The organism is Lawsonibacter faecis (assembly GCF_014287675.1).
GTDB classification, from domain to species: Bacteria; Bacillota; Clostridia; order Oscillospirales; family Oscillospiraceae; genus Pseudoflavonifractor; species Pseudoflavonifractor faecis.
This window is the reverse complement of the sequence record NZ_JACOPQ010000010.1, coordinates 43288-63257: the sequence shown is the minus strand read 5'-3', so window position 1 is coordinate 63257 and position 19970 is coordinate 43288. Positions and strand designations below refer to the sequence as shown.

At 56.6% G+C, this 19970-nt stretch carries 14 protein-coding genes; 7 read left to right on the top strand and 7 right to left on the bottom strand.

Translation table 11 applies throughout. The features are described from left to right. The first annotated feature begins 1344 nt into the window (after positions 1-1344). The 4 genes from H8S62_RS12710 (at position 1345) to H8S62_RS12695 (ending at position 9811) form a co-directional block, all read left to right on the top strand. A complete protein-coding gene (locus H8S62_RS12710) occupies positions 1345-2661 on the top strand; it encodes an ABC transporter substrate-binding protein (RefSeq protein ID WP_186919672.1) in 1317 nt (438 codons plus the stop codon). A 19-nt stretch (positions 2662-2680) separates the two neighbouring features. After that, positions 2681-5596, top strand: a complete 2916-nt coding sequence (locus tag H8S62_RS12705) for a response regulator (protein ID WP_186919671.1) — start codon at positions 2681-2683, stop codon at positions 5594-5596. Positions 5597-5732: 136 nt separating this feature from the next. Continuing rightward, positions 5733-8528, top strand: coding sequence for an ATP-binding protein (locus H8S62_RS12700; protein WP_186919669.1), 2796 nt, complete (start codon positions 5733-5735; stop codon positions 8526-8528). 650 nt (positions 8529-9178) lie between these two features. Next, a complete protein-coding gene (locus tag H8S62_RS12695) occupies positions 9179-9811 on the top strand; it encodes a hypothetical protein (RefSeq protein WP_155151184.1) in 633 nt (210 codons plus the stop codon). Positions 9812-10169: 358 nt separating this feature from the next. Here the strand turns inward: H8S62_RS12695 and H8S62_RS12690 are convergent, their stop codons facing one another. Next, complete coding sequence (locus tag H8S62_RS12690; RefSeq protein WP_186919667.1) at positions 10170-10862, bottom strand: helix-turn-helix domain-containing protein; 693 nt, start codon at positions 10860-10862, stop codon at positions 10170-10172. A gap of 247 nt (positions 10863-11109) precedes the next feature. On the opposite strand from H8S62_RS12690, the gene H8S62_RS12685 reads away from it, so the two are divergent. Beyond that, entirely contained in the window at positions 11110-11340 is a 231-nt protein-coding gene (locus H8S62_RS12685; RefSeq protein WP_155151190.1) for a hypothetical protein, read from the top strand. A 109-nt stretch (positions 11341-11449) separates the two neighbouring features. Here the strand turns inward: H8S62_RS12685 and H8S62_RS12680 are convergent, their stop codons facing one another. The 6 genes from H8S62_RS12680 to H8S62_RS12655 all read right to left on the bottom strand — a co-directional run bounded on the left by H8S62_RS12680 (position 11450) and on the right by H8S62_RS12655 (position 17728). Next, entirely contained in the window at positions 11450-12808 is a 1359-nt protein-coding gene (locus H8S62_RS12680) for a uroporphyrinogen decarboxylase family protein (protein WP_186919665.1), read from the bottom strand. 77 nt (positions 12809-12885) lie between these two features. Then, positions 12886-14454, bottom strand: coding sequence for a sodium:solute symporter family protein (locus tag H8S62_RS12675; RefSeq protein WP_155151195.1), 1569 nt, complete (start codon positions 14452-14454; stop codon positions 12886-12888). Positions 14455-14457: 3 nt separating this feature from the next. Continuing rightward, positions 14458-14694 carry a hypothetical protein gene (locus tag H8S62_RS12670; RefSeq protein ID WP_155151198.1) on the bottom strand — a complete coding sequence of 79 codons (237 nt, stop codon included), beginning with the start codon at positions 14692-14694 and terminating at the stop codon, positions 14458-14460. Between the two features lie 139 nt (positions 14695-14833). After that, positions 14834-16288: a trimethylamine methyltransferase family protein gene (locus H8S62_RS12665; RefSeq protein ID WP_155151202.1), complete on the bottom strand. Its 1455-nt coding sequence runs from the start codon at positions 16286-16288 to the stop codon at positions 14834-14836. A gap of 66 nt (positions 16289-16354) precedes the next feature. Then, positions 16355-16996, bottom strand: coding sequence for a corrinoid protein (locus H8S62_RS12660; RefSeq protein WP_155151205.1), 642 nt, complete (start codon positions 16994-16996; stop codon positions 16355-16357). Positions 16997-17083: 87 nt separating this feature from the next. Next, positions 17084-17728 (bottom strand): corrinoid protein, encoded by a 645-nt coding sequence (locus H8S62_RS12655; protein WP_173023587.1) that lies wholly within the window; start codon positions 17726-17728, stop codon positions 17084-17086. A gap of 274 nt (positions 17729-18002) precedes the next feature. Here H8S62_RS12655 and H8S62_RS12650 point away from each other — a divergent pair, with 274 nt between their 5' ends. Both H8S62_RS12650 and H8S62_RS12645 read left to right on the top strand, forming a co-directional pair. Then, a complete protein-coding gene (locus tag H8S62_RS12650) occupies positions 18003-19280 on the top strand; it encodes an AraC family transcriptional regulator (protein WP_173023588.1) in 1278 nt (425 codons plus the stop codon). Then, positions 19277-19933 carry a hypothetical protein gene (locus tag H8S62_RS12645; RefSeq protein ID WP_155151214.1) on the top strand — a complete coding sequence of 219 codons (657 nt, stop codon included), beginning with the start codon at positions 19277-19279 and terminating at the stop codon, positions 19931-19933. Before H8S62_RS12650 ends, H8S62_RS12645 begins: the two co-directional genes overlap by 4 nt. Positions 19934-19970: the final 37 nt, after the last annotated feature.

The window sequence follows — 19970 nt, the reverse complement described above, 5'->3', positions numbered from 1 at the left end:
GCCGCGAAAATGCTTGTTTGGGTGCCCCCAAACCCGCTGGGTACTTCTGGCCAGTGTGGCCAGAAGTACCCTATTGTCTGCGGCCTGCCGTTATCGCTCCTGGGCCTTATTTTCCCGCCCACCAAGACTGAAATGTTAGTTTCTGCGGAAAGAATTAAGGGTGGGACATGAAATCATACCCCCCCTGCCAACCGGCCCCGCAAAGCCTTGGTACAAGCGGGTTTTGAATGCCTAATTGTCCACGCTCTGGCCATACATGTTATGCTTTGAAGTCCAAATCAGGGGCAGGCCATAGAAAGATACCGGCCTCCTCCAAACCGGGCCTGCGAAACCTTGAAACAAGCGGCTTTTTTCGGGCTAAAAGCTAACAGGCCAACCTTCGCTTTCATGTGTGTTTCGTTTCCACACGCTCCAATTTTTTAATTTATGGGTTCAACCATATCACCCCGCCGTTTTGTGATGGAAAGCCTCTGGTCACACTGGCCAGAGGCTTAGGAATATAAGGCGCTGCCCGTCATTTCATTTGATGGCGTTTGCCCACAGTTTAGATTTTTGTTGTAAATACCGCATGCCCACTGCTCGCAAATCATTTTTTCCTGGGTTACTCCAAGTCCTATAATTCCACTCGACCAAAGTACAAGGCAAAAAGATATTTGACCGAAAAAAACCAGTGTTTTCAAGCCTTGCGAGGCCCTCAACTGAGAAAAGTTGAGGGCCTCGAATTTTAGATATTAAGCACCCAGAAAGTCATCCGGCAGGAGTTGAACTCCCGGCCGGGGAGTACAGTGTAAAAACAGGAGCAATTCCACATTAAGTTGCCATCACTATGCACCAGAGCCACAATAGGCTTCGGCGCTTTTTATATTCTTATGTGAAAGCCACATGTGGACGAAAATACTTAATAGAATGGGCACGGCGCCTAAAGGAAAAAAGGATGGTACATTACAACAAATTACATGTACGTTGTCAATCTTGTTTCAATTTACAGCTTGTTAGTGAAAGCGTTTACCGAGAAACGATTATGAACTGTCAAAAAATAAGACGCATATTGAGGTTTTGATTTATTTGCGTTATAATATTTTATTAAAAAATAACCGAGTGAAACAAGTGCTCCGGCTTGTCGGAGTCCTTCGGTAACAGCCGCAAGGGCCTTTTTTGACAGGAGCTGAAACCTGGTGGTGAGTGCGGACAAGCAGGGGTATTTTTCGGAGCTTACCTCAGCACGTCGTTTCTAGCGGCCTAACGGGGTGCTGAGGCAACGCTTTGTGAACCGCCCAAAGAAATCTGTATATCAACCGAAAACAGCAAATAATGGAATGCTGTTTGTAAATGGAGGAAGAGATAATGAGAAAAAGCGCAGCGGCACTATGTATGGCCGTGGTTTTATGCCTGAGCCTTCTGGCTGGATGCGGAAACACTCCGGCTGCCGGGGGCGGGCAGGTCTTTGTGGAAAATGAAGCCGAGGGTCAAGATGAGCAGGTTCTGAAGTTCTTTGCTCCTACGGACAACGATTCCAGCATGGCGCGGTATTACAAGGAGATGATTGACCGCTATAATGAAGGCCATTCAGGACCGCGGGTGACACTGGAGGGAATTTCCACGGCAGACGGCTTCAACGAATATCTGGAGCAGCGTCTGGACGCCGGCGAAGGAGACGACGTATTTATCCTCAACGCGGACAGCGTAAAGCCACTCCACGCCAAGGGATACTTGTTCGACCTTTCCGGTCTCCCCGTCTTTGAAAAGCTGAACGACGCCACCAAGGATCAGGCGATGATTGGGGATATCGCCTATTGCATCCCGGTAAACATGTCGGCTTACGTCATGTTTGTCAACGTGGATCTGCTGGAGCAGTACGGCCTGGAGTCGCCGCAGAATTTGGAGGAGTTCATCAACTGCTGCCGAACCATCAAGGCTGGCGGCGGTACGCCGCTGAGCCTCAACCGCTGGTATGCGTTGACCGTACCGGCGATGGCCAACGGCCTCTATCAAATCTACAGCGCGGAGAATTCCAAGGAACTGCTTGCGGGGCTGAACAGCGGCGAGGTCAAAATCGGCGATTACATGCTGGAGGGCTTTGAGCTGTTCCAGACCGCAGTGGAGGAGGGGTGGTACGGTGACGGGCTCGACGGTGCGGCCGTCAACGCGCTCAAGGCGGGGGACACGGATTATCCGGACTTTGCCGCGGGGAAAACCGCTTTTTACTTTGTTACAGTGGGCAATATAAAACGGATGGATAGCAAATATCCGGAGATCAACTGCATCGCGCAGGGCGTCCCCATACCCGGCGGCACGGTGACCCTGCCGGCGGTGGTATCCCGCCTCAGCGTCAACGCCAACAGCGAGCACCTGGAGGATGCATTGGAATTCGTCTCCTATATCACAAACGGCGTCTACCGCAAGACCTCCGAGGGCGGGGGCAGTGAGCTGCCGATTTATGACGACGTTGCGTTCGTGCTGAGCAGTGAGAGGATGCGGCCGGCCTACGAAACCTATATGAGCGGCGGGCAGATCCCCATCGAGGACATGAGACTTAATTTCACCTACTGGGACACCGTGCGTGAGCTGTGTATCAAAATGTTCGACGGCATGACGGCGCAGGAAGCCGCGGAGGAGTACGACCGCGTCCAAGCGGAACAGCTTGCGGCGTATACAGGCTGAGAGAAAGCGGGGGGCCGAGATGAAAAAGAAGGAATTTGGCGGCAAGAAAATGGTATTTCTGGCCGTCTGTCTGTGCTTGGTGCTGACGGCCCTGATCGCTCTTTTTATCAACAAAGGTTACGTACAGTCCATTCAAGATCTGGTGCGCAGCACGACCAAGTCGAACATCAGCGAACTAACCGTCAGTAAGGCGCAGTATTTGGATGAAAAAATGCACTCCGAACTGCTCTCCCTCCAATCCCTGGCCAGCAGCATCAGCATGAACGGCCCTGAGCTTTTCGACCGGACCTTGGTGGACGAATACTCTAAGCTGCATCGCGCTACCAATCTGTGGATCACGGATTTTAGCGGCAACTGTTGGAGCGTCAGACCCGCAGATGAGGGCGGCGGTTTCCCGGAGGACGAAAGCCTCTCGGGAGCGGCCCTACGGGGCGAAACCAGCATCTCCGACACCTTCATCGGCGCACAGGGCAAGCGGCAGGTTCTGTTCCAGACGCCCCTCTACGAGGACGGGCGGGTGGCCGGCGGATTGTATGTGGCACACTCCGTTGAGATGCTCCAAAACACCTACGGAGGCACTACATACAACGACGCCGGGTACAGTTACGTGCTGGACGCCGACGGCAGCATCGTCCTCTCCCCCGTGCGCTTCAGTTCCCTGCAGCTCTACAGCCAATTCCGCCAAGTGCTGGAGATGGGCGGGAACAGTCCCGAGTCCATCTCTGCATTTATGGATGCAATCAGATCGAGTGCCAGAGGGAGCGCTATCTTCAGTATTGAAGGGGAGGAGCAGTTCCTCTCCTTCGTACCGCTGGATGAAAAGCCCGGCTGGAATTTTGTGACGGTAATCCCGCTGAGCATGGTGGAAAAGGACGGCACGGAGATTATTTCGCTGGCAGTCCGGATGGCTGCGGTCGTTATCGCGGCTATTCTTGTCACCCTGGCTCTGGCCGTCTTGATGCTTTACCACGGCACCAAGCGGCGGCGGGAGTCCGAACTCTATATCCAGAACATCTATCAGGCCATCTCCCAGAATATCGACACCGTCATCTTTATCGTGGACGATAAAACCGCTCAGGTGGAGTATGTGTTTGAAAATGCACAGGAGGTGCTGGGCATCCCCGCGGGAGACTTTTCCAGTTCGGACGGCAGGGCGGCCGGGGAATTTCAGCAGGCCTTGCAGACATGGATGCGTGAGGAGCGCCCCACGGAAAAGACGGTTTGGGAGCGCCGGTTCTTCAACGACAGGCTGGGGGCCTATGCGTGGCTGAAGCTCACCGCGCTCCCGGTGACGCTGCGCGGCGAGGCCAAGTACATCTTTGCAGCCACGGACATCACGCAGGACCGGAAGCGCCGGGAGGACCTCAATGCCGCCGTGGCGGCAGCGGAGCAGGCCAACGCGGCCAAGAGCCGGTTCCTTTCCAATATGTCCCACGACATCCGCACACCCATGAACGCGGTAATCGGCATGAGCAAACTGGCCGAGATCCATATTGAGGACCGGGCCAAGGTGAAGGAATGCCTCCGTAAGATCGAGGTCTCCTCCAAGCACCTGCTGAACCTCATTAACGACGTGCTGGACATGTCCAAGATCGAGAGCGGCAAAATGACCCTGTCGGCGGAGCCCTTCTCCCTGCCTGAGCTCATTGAGGGGGACCTGGCCATCGTCCAGCCCCAGTGCCTGGCCAAGGAGCAGACCTTTACCGTGGAGACTAAAAATATCCGCCATGAGCTGCTGGAGGGCGATCCGCTGCGACTGAATCAGGTGTTTCTAAATCTCACCTCCAATGCGGTTAAGTTCACGCCGGAGCAAGGCTCCATTACGTTTATCATCGAGGAGCTGCCTCAGCGGCACATGGAGTATGCGCTGTTCCGGTTCCAAGTGGCGGATTCCGGTATTGGGATCGCGCCGGAATTTCTGCCCAAGCTCTTTACGCCTTTCACCCGAGAGTCCTCCAAAACGGTGAACCACACCGAGGGCACCGGTCTTGGCCTCCCTATTGCCAAAAATATCGTGGAGGCGATGGGCGGACAGCTCCTCGTGGAGAGCGTGGAGGGAAAAGGCACCACGTTCACCGTCGAACTGGAATTTAAGCTTCCACCCGGCGCGGAGGATGAGCTGGACGGTGCTTCGGTTTTGAAGGGCCTGCGTGTTCTGCTGGCGGACGACAATCCCACCGATCTGGAGCTCCTTAAGACCTATCTCACCAGCTTTGGCATGGAAGTGGACGCCGTGCGTTCCGGAGAGGCGGCAGTCCGCGCCGCAGGCAAGGCCTCATATGCGCTCGTTGTGGCGGACTGGAAGCTGCCGGACATAGACGGCATGGAGGTGGTGCGCTGCATTCGGGCTGGCGGCGCCGATCCCCGGGCCATGCTGGTCACAGACGGAGACGGCTATATGGAGATGGACTCGGCAGAGAAGCCCCTGGACACCATCCTGCAAAAGCCGATCTTCAAAAGCGTACTGTGCAGGAGCCTGGTAAAGATATTTTCCGACAGGGCCAGCGAACCCGCCGATTCGTCGCCCCAGGATGTGTTGTCTGACAGGCGGTTTCTGCTGGTGGAGGATAACGAGCTCAACCGTGAGATCGTTGTCCAGATCTTTGAGCTCTCCGGCGCGTCGGTGGAGACGGCCGAGGACGGAAGGGCGGGCGCGGAGGCTTTTGAGGCTTCGGCCCCCGGCCGCTTTGACGCGATTTTCATGGATATCCAGATGCCGGTGATGGACGGCTATGAGGCGACCAGGCATATCCGCGCTTCGGGCCATCCCCAGGCGCGCAGCATCCCTATCGTGGCCATGTCCGCCAATGTGTTGGCTGAGGACGTGCGCGCCTCCCGGGCGGCAGGTATGAACGCCCACACCGGCAAACCCATTGATATGGACGATATCTGCCGGATTCTGAAAGAGCTGCTGCCCGGACGCGGGAATGCATAATACACCAGGCGGTTGGGCCGGTCTGGGAGGCGCAACTATAAGAAATGGTTGGGTAACCGATTGAATTTAAAAATCATATGGAAAAATATTTATCTATCAGGTCGGGCGCACCATCTCGGGAAAGGGGAATCGTGACATGAGAAACTTAAAAAGGGTCGTCCTGCGGGGCGGGGCCCTTCTGCTGACCTTGGCCGTTATCCTTCCGACCCTCTTTTCAGGCCGCGTCCGGGCGGCGGCGTCGGAGCGGGTTCTGAAGGTCCCCTTCCCCCAAGTACCCGGATTCACGGAGACGGATGAATTCGGCAACCGGCACGGTATTGTGGTGGACTATCTCAACGAGATCGCCAACTACACCGGCTGGAAGTATGAATATGTGGATACGGATGGCGACTCGGCCCTCTCGGGCTTTGTGAATGGAGAATACGACCTGTTGGGCGGGGCCTATTACCAGCCGGTGCTGGAGCAGTACTTCGCCTACCCGGACTATAACGCGGGGTATACCAAGTCCGTCCTGCTCTCCCGCAGGGACGATGAGAGCATACGGGCCTACGACTGGGAGAGCATGGCCGGAAAGGCCATCGGCGTTTACGACCGCGCCGGGGAGAACATCCGCAGGCTCCAGGATTTCCTCACCGTCAACAAGATCGACTGCACCATCGTCTACTACGGAGCCGAGCAGATGTCGGAGGAGGGGAACCTGTACCAGTATTTAAAGGATGGGGAGGTCGACATGCTGCTGGGCAACCGCTCCGACGGTGACGAGACCTTTCGCCCTGTGGCCGTGTTTGATTCCCAGCCCCACTATATCGTTACGACGCCGGATCGCACGGACATCCTGGAGGGGCTCAACATGGCGCTGGAGAAGATTGCCGACTCCAACCCCAACTTTGCCAGAGAGCGCTATGACGCCAACTTCACCGACAGCGGCATTGCAAGTATTTTTTTAAACGATGAGGAAAAAGCGTACATCAGCCAAAAACAAACCGTATCGGTGGCGGTGGTGGCCCAGTGGCACCCCTTCTACTGCCTGGAGTCGTCCAACTACCTCCATAACGGGCTGATCCCGGACGTCCTGGACCGGGTGGCGGCGTACACCGGCCTTACTTTTACTTACGTGACCGCGGACAGCTATGCCGAAGCCATCGAGTTGGTGCGCCGGGGCGAGGCGGATATGCTGGGCGCCTTCCTGGGTACGGCGGATGAAGGTGTGGAGATGGATATGGCCCTGTCCAGCACCTACGCCTCCCTCAACGACATCGTCGCCCGGAACAAGTCGGTCAGCTTCCCCGCCGAAGGCCTGGTGGGCGCGGTCATGGAGGGGCGGCACATCCCCGCCAGCATCCGGGCCGCCGAGGAACGGACGTACCGCAGCGTGCCTGATGCCTTGGCAGCCGTAAACCGGGGCGAGGTGGATTTTGTTTACGGCATCTCCGCCCGGATCGAGCAGGTCATCCAAGAGCACCACTACTCCAACGTGGTGCCCAACACCCTCGTCAACAACCGCAATGACATTTGCTTTGCCCTGCCCCGTCCCACCCAGGTGGATCTGCTCACCATCATAAACAAGGCCGTCAACAGCCTGAGCAGCGGGGACAAGGCCACCCTGGTCAATCAAAACCTGATCTCGGCAGGCGTAGGCCATCTCTCCGTGGTAGAGCTGGTCTACGCCAACCCTTTCCTCTTCATTTCCGTGTGCGCCGGCATCTTCCTGCTGCTGGGCATCCTGCTGCTGGTGGTGACCCGCTCCCGCATCCGCGCCGCCCGCATGACGAGCGAGCTGGAGCGGGCGGAGGCCGCCAGCCGGGCCAAAGGTGAGTTTCTCTCCCGGATGAGCCACGAAATCCGTACCCCTATGAACGCCATCGTGGGACTGAGCGAGCTCACCTGCCGGAGAGAGGATGTCCCGGAGGGCGTGCGGGAGAATCTATTGAAGCTTCGCGCCTCTTCCCACTACTTATTGAGCCTCATCAGCGACATTCTGGACATGAGCCGTATCGACAACGGTATGATGACGGTCTCCAGCGAACCCTTCTCCCTGGGGCGGCTTCTGACCGACCTGGAGAGCATGATGACCCCGGAGGCGGGACGGCGGGAGCTCAGCTTCTCGGTGGAGCGGGACCTCACCGACGACGCCGTGCTGGGGGACGCCGTGCGCCTCAAGCAGGTTCTGAGCAACCTGGTCTCCAACGCCTTTAAGTTCACCCCCTCCGGCGGGCGGGTCCGCCTTACCGTCACCGAGACGGAGCGGGGGAACGGGCGGGGGAGCTACCGTTTCCAGATTCTTGACAGCGGCGTAGGCATTGCGCCTGAGCATCAGGAGCGGATATTCGGCGCCTTTGAGCAGGTGGGCCCCAACCTGGCCAAGAGCCAGGGGACCGGCCTGGGCCTTGCCATCAGCCGAACCCTGGTGGAGCTGATGGGCGGGGCGCTGAAGCTCAGGAGCGCGCCGGGCGAGGGCAGCGAGTTTTACTTTGAGGTATCCCTTCCTCTGGGCGGCGGAGAGTCCACGCCGGAGCCCTCCGAGCGGCCCCAGTCCCTGGAAGGGATGCGCATCCTGCTGGCTGAGGACAACGACCTGAACGCCGAGATCGCCACCGAGCTGCTGGAGCTCCAGGGCGCCAAGGTGCACCGGGCCGAGAACGGGGCGGTGGCCGTTTCCCTCTTCCGGGACAGCGCGCCCGGGGACTTTCAGGCCGTTCTGATGGATATTCAGATGCCGGAGCTGAACGGCCTGGAGGCAACCCGGGCCATCCGGGCCATGGACCGTCCGGACGCCGGGAGCGTGCCCATCATCGCCATGACGGCCAACTCCTTTCAGGAGGATGTGGATGCGGCCATGGAGGCGGGGATGAGCGGCTTTGTGGCCAAGCCGGTGGATGCCGCCTATCTCTATCAGGTGCTGCACCAGGCGGTGAACATTCCTGGGATTTGAGGGTCTAAATGTCCACGCTCCGACTTTGAATGTTACGCTTTGAAGTCCAAAGCAGGGGCAGGCCATAGAAGGATATCAGCCCTCTTCAAACCGAGCCCGCAAAGCCTTGATACAAGCGGCTTTTTTAGGTTTAAAAGCGAACAGGCCAGGCTCCGGTTTCATATGTGTTTCGTTTCCAAACGCTCCGATTTTTTAATTTGCGGGTTCAACCTTATCCCCCCGCCCTTTTCCAACCATGGAAAAGAGGGCGGCTCTGGAGGATATTTCCCCCGCCGCGCCGCCGTGTGTGGCATAGCCGGGGCCGCCCGTCATTTCCTTTGATGGCGTTTGTCCACAGTTTAAATGATTGTTGTAAATACCGCTTGCCCACTGCTCACAGACCATTGTTTTTCCTGGGTTTCTCCAAGTCCAATAATTTCACTCTGACCAAAGACCTGTACGTTTTAACGTACAGGTCTTTTTTATTTATCATTTCGGGGTAAATTTCTCCTTTATAAAGTAACATATTGTGGAGATGATCGATCATTAAAAAGCGTTAAGTTAAACGTGTGCAAATAACAATATTATATTATAATATCAAAATTGATATTGACAAAAGCAAAGTGAAGTGGTATGCTAATTACAGATTAAATACTGCGGAGGAGTAAAATATGATGGGAAATAACATGAACTATTTTGATATTCTTTTAAAGAACAGCAAAGCGCCTAAAAAGCAGATAGCGGTCTACCTGGACGACACTAAGATTGAACGTATTGACATGGTGACAAAGCAATTTTCTTCCATAAGCGATTCAAAAAGTTTTTCAAGAAACACACTAATTGAAGAAGCCATCGATAAATTTCTGACAGATTCAATGCAATACCTAAAAGAAGCACATGGAATTGATGTTGATGCGGCAATCGAAGAAGCAAACTTAGAACGGTTTGACACAGTAATATTTGCGTCTAAGGAAAGAGGGTTTGAAGAAACATTTTTAGGGGAATCTGAAATACCGTGCTGGTATCCTTGCCGCATTAGTCCTATCAGAGAACATCGCGTGAAGTATATTGCTATCTATCGCGGGCAACCAGTTTCTGCAATTACCCATTACGCAAAGATTAAAGAGTTTCGCGATGACCCAGAGAAAAATGAGAAGGTCTGTATTTTTGATGGCGCGCCCAAAAAGTTACCGCATGAAATTAAATTGGGCAGCAGAAGTGCTTGTTATTTTCAAGGTACGAAATACACTTCTCTGGAGAGCCTCTTAAATGCTGAAAAAACAGATGAATTAACATTTGGATAAAAACCTATTGCTTGCAGCCTGCGAACCGTTGATATTTCTGTGCTTCTTTAAGTCCTATAATTACACTCCAACCAACTTATGATAAATTCGAACTACATTATCCAGGTGTGTAATGTAGTTCGGATTTATCATTTCTATTGAGGATATTCTATGATGGACAAGGGTGGGGCATATTCCCGTCCTTGCTATTTTTTGTGGCTTATTACAATAGAATACAAGAGCTGTATTTATATGTAATATCTTCAATATAGCATAAATGAAGTGCAGTAGGAGTTGACTTTAGAGGAGGTACTTATGGGATTATTTAAAGTCCTACCATCGCACTCGAAAGCAAAATCGAGTGAAACAACCATGAAGCCTACTTCACCGCGATATACACGTCCATATACTCAATCCCGTTTTGGGAATACACCCGCTCAAAACAGGTGAGAACCTCTTTCTCATATTTCAGCTGAAGCCCATTCATCTGCATATAGGACATGAGCGTCTTATAGGCGTTGGGAATGACGCTGAACGGGGCTTTAAACGGGTCTTTGACGGTAAGCGCCGCGTACCTTTGTCTATTCTGAACGATAATCTCGGCGCGCTTGCCGGGCAAGTCAAAATCCGGCGGCAGAATCCACGCCGCCGCATAGCCGTGCATGTGGTACACATTGATCTGCTCCTGCGAGACATGCGGGAAATCCCAGCCGATGAGTTCGGGCTCCTCCACTCCGCAGGCTGCGGCCCAGCGCTTGATATGCTGGATGGCGTCCCCTTCCGGGTCCGCGCTGATCACCGCGTATCTGAAATACCGGAACTGCTCTACGTCTTCTATTCTCATATGGGAATACATCTCGCCGGACGCAGCCATATCCTCCCGGATCAGCTGATCCAGCGTACAGGAAAATATTTGACAAAGCTCAATCAGTTTGTCCATTTCGGGACAGGCCGTATCCAGCTCCCACTTTGAGATGGTCTGTCTGCTCACCGCCATTTTCTCCGCCAGCTCTTCCTGCGTCATTCCATCGTGCATTTTTCTGAGAAACTGTAAATTCCGGCCCAGACTCATATGCGCTCTCCTTTTGTTTGATATTTTACTATATCACGAAAGGCTATCCGTTTTCCACCAAATAAAGCGCTCCCTTTCAGCCGTGCGCGCAACCCGCAGTTGCGCCGGAGAGCTTGGGCTGAATCGTTCTTGACTTTTTATCCCCGGAACCATACAATTTAGATAGACGGCCGCCTACAGCGCCGCCGTCCAACGCATTGCGCGGCCAGGGCTGCCGACTGCGACTCTTACTATGTGAGGTTTCGCTATGAATAAGATAAAGAACATGGACCCCTTCGGTCTCCGGCTTGCCGCCGCCATTCTCATCGGTATCCAGGCCGTGCTGACAATCGCCAGCGTCACCACCGGCGGCTTCGCCCAAATGCTGGCCCGGGCGGCAAGCGAGCCGGGCGTCATCGTGGACTTCTTTTTTTTCTTCTTCATCGGGCTAATCGGCGTCGGCGCGCTGATCGCCAGCTTCTTTGTCAAGAAGAAGTAACCCCCTCCCCTGCCTTATACTATTTTGAAATTGCCGCAAAACGCACAACGCACCCGGTATCCCCCCAGGATACCGGGTGCGTTGTGCGTTTGAGAGAGAGGAAATTTATTTACAGCAAAGCTTCGATTTCAGCTCGAAGCGCCTCACTGTCGGGGATCATGGAGACGTGCTTAATCTGGCCATTGATGCACATCGTGGGCAGGTTGGTGATGCCCATCTTCTTGCAGCGGACCACGTTCTCCCGGACGGTGTACTTGTACTCGATGATGTCAATCTTATCGCCGAAGTACTCCTTGGCCGCCTTGGCGGCGGCCATCATATAGGTGCAGGCGGCACACTGGACGGAGTCCAGGGTGAAAACCTCGATGAAGGGCTTCTCCAAGTGCTCGTAGTCAGGCAGCTCAATGCGGATGCCGCTGTCGTCGGGACCGGTATAGTCCTTAATCATCTCGCGGCACTGGTCGGTGTTCTTTACCGCCTGGGAGCAGGCAACGGTGTTCTCCACGGGCACGTCATAGGGCATATCGCAGCCGGGGCTGACGATCATATTGCGGTGATCCTCCACCTTGTCCAGCAGCTCCACCACAAACTTCATGTTGTCCTTGGGTGTGCCGTGGAGCATTACGGTGGTCAGGGGGATGTTGCCGCTGATGGCGATGTTGTATTTGTCGGAGATGCTCTTGCCGTAGACAAAGTCCACGTTCTCGTCCACGGCGATGGAGTCGGGGTAGGTCTTGCACATGACCTCCAGCTGAGGCGTGGCGTTGCCGCACACAAAGAAGGAGGAGAAGGCCCCGCGGCTGCGGATGTAATCGAACACGGCCTTGAAGGACTCGGCCAGCATGGCGTCGAAGGACTCGGGGGCAATCTGGCTGACCAGGGGGTCCACCACGGCGATGATGTCCATACCCGCGTTGAGGTAGTAGTCGCACATCTTGATGGAGACCTCGGCGCAGTAGCTCACCAGGTCGCGGACATACTGCTCGTCCATGAGCATATCCAGGAAGATCTCGCTGCCGCGGAGATGGGAGGCCAGGGTGAAGGGGCCGCAGATGAGGCCGTAGAGGGCGATGTCCTCGCCCACGGAGGCCTTTAGCTTGGTCATCGCCTCCAGCATCACGGGGATGCGGCCGGACTCGGGGGTGGGCATCTTGCACTTGCAGGGAATCCCCTTGTTGTCGCCCTCGAAGGGGTGGGTGGCGACGGAGGGCGGGTTGTCCTTGGCCCACATCAGCTCGCAGCCCAGGATCTCGGCCTCCAGCTGGAGGTCGAACATGATGGGCATGCCGTCGGGTCCGTAGAGCCGGGCGACCTCCATCAGGGACTCGTAGAGCTTCTGACCGTCCTGGAGGATCTCCTCGGCGTTATAGCCCTTGAGCTTGCCCGAGTGGATGCCGGAGAAGGGCACCCAGGGCACACGCTCGGTAGGCTCGTGACGCATGGTCTTGAAAATCAGTTCTTTACCCATAACAAACACGATTCCTTTCTGTGCCGGGGCAATGGGGGGAGCCGCCTCCCCCCTGCCCCGCTGACAGTGGATTTTCTTTACTCGCCTGCCTTGGCAGCGGCCTTGGCGGACTTCTTATCCTTCACCACGTAGTAGCGCTTCATGCCGGACTCCAGCGCCTCGTAGAAGGGCGCGGCGTCGCTCTCAGGCTGCTTGGTGAAGAGGCTTACCACCACCATGGTGATGGTGGAGCCCAGCATACCGATGGCGCCGTACCAGGTGCCGCCGATATTCCAGACGAAGTAGGTCAGCAGCACCAGCACGGTGCCCACGATGGCGGAGACGATGGCCGCCTGCTTGGTGGCCTTCTTCCAGTAGAGGCCGGCCACCAGAATCGGGAACAGGGGCATGACGATGGCGATGGAGAACATGATGAGCGTAAAGATAAGGTCGGGGGGATCGATGGCCAGAAGCAGAGAGCCCAGGCCCAGGACCGCAATGATGATACGGTTGACCAGGGTCTCCTTGCTCTTGGGCACGTTGATGTGGAAGGTATTCTTGATGAGGTCGGAGGAGACGATGGCGGAGCTGACGCTCAGGAAGGCGTTGGCGGTGGAAAGACCCACGGCGGAGGCGCCCACGAAGAAGCCGACCATCAGAACCTTGGCCAGGACGGGGTTGAAGTTCAGGACGAAGTTCTTGATCATGTAGGGGATGATGAGCTCGGACTCGCTGGCGGCCAGGTTGTTCACCAGGGCCAGGCCGATGAGGCCGATCATCATGGTGCCGGTCCACACGACGGCCTGGAGCACGGGGGTCAGGAAGGACAGCTTGCGCTGGGCCTTCAGGTTGTCGCCGAAGTAGCCGGAGCGGACGAACACATGGGGCAGCATGATGGTCCAGCCGATGGCGCAGGAGAACGGGTAGCCGAAGCGTCCCGCGTAGGGCGTCCATCCGGAGGGACCGGGATAGGAGAAGAAGGACTGGGTGTGCTCCCAGAGGTTATCCAGCGCCAGGTTCAACGAGCCGCCGAAGCCCACAATGAGGCAGGCGATGACGATGACCCAGAGCATCAGGATAAACAGCAGGCCCTGGACCGTGTCGGCCATGGCGGCGGACTTGACGCCGCCGATGCAGACGAAGACGGTCATGATCAGGCCCACCACGATAACGGCCATGCGGTAATTGATGGCGCCGTCGGTGGCGTACTGCGCCGCCTGGGCGATAGCCACCAGCACGGAAGAGATGTAGGGGAAGGAGGCGGCCAGGAAGATAATGCCCAGGATGGTGCGCAGAACAGGACTCTTGAAGCGGTCATAGTAGAAGTCGGCGGGAGTGGTAAACGCGCCCTTCCTCTGCTTGTTGACGATCCACACCTTGTTCATGGTGAAGTGGGCGATGATGGGGAACAGGGCGATGTAGCTCAGCTCGGAGATCCAGTAGCCCAGGCCGCCGCGGTAGTAGGCGCCGGGGCCGGCGAAGAACACCCAGGTGCTCATCAGGGAGGCGATGTAGGTCATGACCAGGACGGGCCAGGGCACGGAGGCAGTCAGCAGGCTGCCGCCCACCTTCTGGCGCTTCTCCTTCTGGGTGACAAAAACGGCCACCCCGAGGAGGAAGACCATATATACGCCAAAGGCAATCCAAATAGTGCTGGCACTCAGCATCGGTTAACCCTCCTTTTTCTCAGACGCAGTTTCCTCGTCCGCGTCGTCCCTCAGTTTGTAGATCTTGTAGACCCTGGACAGACCGATATAGACGGCGATCCACAGGGGGAGCACGGTCAGAGCGGCGTGGATAAAGGTGGGGATGGCCTCGCCATAGGGAGGAATGCCGGGGATATTGTAGAGGATATAGAAGATGGCTACGACTGTAATCCAAATCTTTTCGGTTTTTGTCAGTTTCATGTCTGCGCCCCTTTCTTTCATTCCGGATAAACCAGGAAATATGAGTGGGTATGCGCTGCCGGCCCGCTGTCAGGATCGGGCCGTTACCCACGATGTCGCCCGCCATTGGCGGGCGACATCGTGCGGATTGGCTGCTTAATTACTTTACCAGAGCGGCATGGGCCTGCTTGAGGACCTTCTCCACCTCGGCGGCCTTGTCGGCGCTCAGGGCATAGGTATCCTCGGCTGCCATGATGGCCTCGAACTTCTCCAGCGCCTTGTCGGTGAGGGTCTTGCTCCCCTCCTGCTCCCAGCGGACCAGACCGTCGCGGTTGAACATGTCGGGGCGGTGGGGCTCGGCATAGTGGCGGAAGGTGTGCTCGCTCATCAGGAAGCTGAAGGCGGGGTCCTTGTCCATGCCGGCGATGAGCTCATCCCAGTCGAGGGTCTCGTCGTCCACGGCCAGGCCGCAGCGGATGCGCTGGGCGATGCCGAAGATCTCGTTGTCGATGATGAGCTGCAGGGGGCTGATGGTCTTGGCGGTCTCCAGCTGGCCGGCGCCGCCCAGGACGGAGGCCTCGCTCATGGCCATGGCGTCGATGAGGTTGGTGCGCTCAATGAAGTTCTGAGCGTCCATGGTCAGGCTGTCAGTGCCGGTGCCGTAGGAGTGGGCGCGGATGTTGTAGCCGCGCTCGAAGAGCTCCATGCAGATGAGCCGGGCGATGGTGATCTGGGTGTTGGACTGGAGGGTATAAGTAGTCTGCATATCCATGGAGAACAGCAGTGTGGTGGCGATGACGGGCAGGCCCGGGCACAGAAGCTCCAGCATGATGATCTGGGCGAAGACCTCGGCGCAGGCGATAAACGCGGTGCCCTGGGCGGTGACGGGGGTGTTGGCGCCGGCTGTGGGCAGGGAGCAGGGCTGCACGGGCACGCCGGCCTTGGCGCAGCGGTAGAGGACCTCGGCGTCCATGTGCTTGAAGGTCAGGCTGGGCACGCCGCAGGCGATAAAGCTGACGATGGGCTTCTCGCGGAGCTTGTCGTGCCCGCCCACGGCGGCGGCGGCCATATCGATGAGCCACTGCACGTTGTCGGACTCATAGGGCTGAATCCAGATGTGCTTGGCGGAGTGCTTCAGGGCCTTCTCCAGGGTGTACACGTCCACGGCGTCGCCGGGCACATACTCGCCGGAGGTGGAGGGCAGGGTCACGTAGTCGATATTCTCCATGGCGTTGGTGAGCTTATACCACTCGTCCACCTCTTCCAGGGTGGTGTAGTGGGTGTCGCCCTTCACGGTGCGGTAGTTGGGCGCGCCGGTGTTGGTGCGGGTGTAGAACTTGCCCTCGGGATGGGGGAAGGTCAGGTCGTTCTTGCCGCCGGGAGAATACAGGGTGAACTTCTCGGGGATGGCGGCCACAGCCTTGTCGATAAGCTCCTTGGTGAACTTGACGTCCTTGTTCTCCATGTCGACGACGCAGCCCAGCTTGGCCAGGTCGGCCAGCATCTCCTCGTGATCCAGATGGATGCCGCGCTCAATGAGCAGCTGCTCCAGACGGGACTTCATGTGCTGAAGCTCCTGGTCGTTCATGACATTGTATTTAATTCTTCCTACCATGGGGTCATGCCCTCCATTTCATTATTTCAGCAAAATTCGATTGGGGAACCGCCGTGAAAGCGACTCTTACCGGATGCTGGTGCAGTAGGTCTTGGCCCAGCGGGAGGCCTCGGCGGCGTCGGCGGTGAAGGCGTCGGCGCCAATCTTGTCGGCCCAGCCCTGGGTGACGGGGGCGCCGCCAATCATGACCTTGACCTGGTCGCGTACGCCGGCTTCCTTCAGGACCTCGATGACATGGCCCTGCTCGTTCATGGTGGTGGTCAGCAGTGCGGACAGGCCCACGATGTCGGGGTGATACTCGTTGATGGCTTCGACGAACTTCTCGGCGGACACGTTGGCGCCCAGGTCGATGACCTTCAGGTTGACGCTCTTCATCATCAGAGCGACCAGGTTCTTGCCGATGTCGTGGAGGTCGCCCTTCACGGTGGCGACCACGGCGGTGCCGATGGTGGTGTCGCCGCCGGCGGCCAGCAGGGGCTGGATGACCTCAACGCCGGTGTTCATAGCCTTCGCGGAGAGGAGAACGTTGGGCACGAAAATCTGGCCCTTGGCGAAGCGCTCACCGATCTCGTTGATGCCGGGCATCAGACCGTCGTTCAGGATGGAGGTGGCGTCGACTTTCTGGTCGACGGCCTCGGCCACCTTGGCCTTGGTTCCCATGATGTCGCCCTTGATGACAAGCTCGGAGATTTCGTTCAGAATGGACATAGTTTTCCGCTCCTTCTCAAATAGTTCTTCATTTCTTCTTGCTTCTTTTATGTAATCAAAAGCAGCTCCGCTTTTTGATTCCGAAGTTTAGTGCTTTGTGGTGCTGATCTCCACCGCCCGGCGCATGGTGTCCATCATGGTGGCGGAGAAGTCCGCGCCAATCTCCCGGGCAAAGCTGGGAGAGATGGGGCCGCCGCCCACGATGACATGCAGCGGATAGCCGAAGTCCTCCCGCTTGAGGCGCTGCACGGTGTTCTTCATGCTGTTCATGGAGGTGGTCAGCATGGCGGACATGGCCACGATGCGGGCGTTATGTGCGCGTATCTGCCGGATGAACTCCTCGGGGCTGACGTTGGAGCCCAGGTCCGCCACGTCGAAGCCGGCGCTCTGGAGCATAATTCCCACCAGGTTTTTGCCGATGGTGTGGATGTCGCCCTGAACCGTCCCGACAATCACGGTCTCCCGCGCGGTTCCGGACTCCGCCTTGTTCAGCAGCAGCGGCCGGATGATTGCAACGGCGCTCTGCATCGCCCTGGCCGAGATGAGGACCTGGGGGATGAACCGCTCCTCCCTGTTCAGCAGGACGCCCAGGCGGTCCATCGCCGGAATCATTCCCTTTTCAAGAATGTCAATCGGACGACAGCCCTTGGCGAGCATGTCTTGGCACAGCTGTACGGTCTGTTCCTCATCCCCGTCGATGATGCTCTGAAAAATAGCGTTGAACTGATTCATCAGGCATGTTCCTTTCTGTTGTCCATTTGCAGTATATCTAATTTCCCATTTAATTTCTAAGAAAAATACCATTTCTTTTTGTTCAAATCTGGCGTTTCACCCAACGCAGAGGTTACAGCCCTCAATTTTTTATTGCTTTTCTGCCAAAACCGGGTTATAGTGATGGTGAAATTACAAATTGGCAATCAGAATTTTACCAATTTACCAATTCCGACGCCGGGCTTTTTTTACAAGTTCCGCCAAAGTACGCGTTGGGTTCAGGAGGTGCGGCCTTTTGCCAACAATCAACCAAAAGCGGCTCCACGAATATCTGGAGGCCTTCAGCGAGAGCACCGGCATCCCAGTCACATTATACACCCCGGAGGGCGGAATACGGGAGGAGTTTCTGGCCGACAGGAAATTCTGCAAATTTTTTGAGGCCTACCACCAGCCGGAGAGCGAGTGCACCAAAAATCTGGTCTTTTCCGCCAAATCCTCCTACGAGCTGGGTGAGCCCTATATCTACACCTGCCCCGTAGGCCTCATCCACATCGCCGTACCGGTCATCGTGGAGGAGAAATACTGCGCCTGCGCGGTGGCGGGGCCCCTCGCCATGGGGCCTATCAACGAGGGCCATCTCGGACAGGCCATCTCTCTGAACCCCTCCGCCGTGGAGCAGCTTGCAAAAATTGCTCTTTTCATTTCCCAAATTCAGGTGTATACTCCAAATCAAATTCAAAAGTTTTCCCTCCTCCTGTACAGTGCGGTGGTCCACAGCCACAAAAACTGGGACAGCTACGACCAGCTCCGGGAGCGCTACAAGCGTCAGCTCACCGTGGGCGACCACATCCAGAAGCGCAAGCAGAACAAGCTGGACACCCCCTCCACCGCCCTCTCCGGCCCCACCTATACCGAGCTGGAGGCCCGGCTGAGCAAGGAGATTGAGAACAGGGACCGCGAGGCCGCCCTCGCCTGCCTGGATGAGCTGTTTGAGGAGCTCATCCTGGTGGAGGGCGGCAATTTCGACAGCATCAAGCTCCATATCTTTGAGCTGTACATCTCTCTGTCCAGAATGGCGACGGGACACGGGGCCATCCTGCGCGATATCTTCGGCACCAATTTCGAGCTCATCGCCTACCCCAACGCCATCAGCACCCTGGAGGAGCTGACCGCGTGGACCCGGGACGTGGTGCTCCACTTCCTGGACGACGTCTTCGCCGCCCTGCCCCAGGTCTCCTCCGCCACCACCAGAGCTGTGGCCTACATCAGCGCCCACTACATGGAAAAGCTGACGCTGCGGGACCTGGCCGCCAATCTCTATCTGAACGACACCTACCTCTCCAAGCTCTTCCGGCAGGAGCTGAACACCAGCTTTACCGACTATCTCAACAACACCCGCATTGAGCACAGCATCGAGCTTATGCGCAGCACGGACAAGAGCCTGCTGGAGATTGCGGGCCTGGTCGGCTTTGACGACCAGAGCTATTTTACCAAGATTTTTAAAAAAATAACGGGGATGACTCCCCGTCAGTACAAGAGTCAAATTGTTGAAGAAAAGAGGGGTAACGTATGATTTACCATGCCGATGTGTCCATCCAGTACGACCGTGACCGAATTTTCCGGCGGCTGAGAATCGAAGCGGGCACCAATGTCCACCACTACGCTGCGGCCTCCTTTCCCGCTCTGGCGGAAATTGCCGAGACCCGCCTGCAGATGGTCCACGCCTACACCGTTCAGAAAAATTTTCAGCCGGTGGGCATCCCGGAGGTGGACTCCTGCGCCTATCTGGTCACCTGCCTCTCCTCCTGCTCGGAGGAAATTATGTCCGCAATTGGCGGACTGCTGGAGCAGGGTGATTTTCTGGAGGGGTACATTCTCAACGACCTGGTCAACGAGATTCTCTTCAACGCCTCGGACCAGATGAACCGCCAGATTGCTGCGGCCATGAAGACCCTCGGCTGCCATCTCACCCGCCGCTTCTCTCCGGGGGAGGAGGAGCTGGGTCTGGAGTACCAGGCCCCCCTGCTGGAGTCCTTCCGGGGCGAACAGGCGCTGGCGCACGTGCGCCTGACGGAGAGCTATATGCTCTACCCGGAGAAGTCCATGCTCTACCTCTTCGGCGCGGACGGCAGCAACCCGGAAATCTCGGTGGAGCACGACTGCAGCAAGTGCCCCAACGTCACCTGCTTCTTCCGCTGTGAGGACGGCCCCGCGGCCTGCTCCTGAGGCTTTTCACTGCGTCAATTTACCACTGGAATTATGG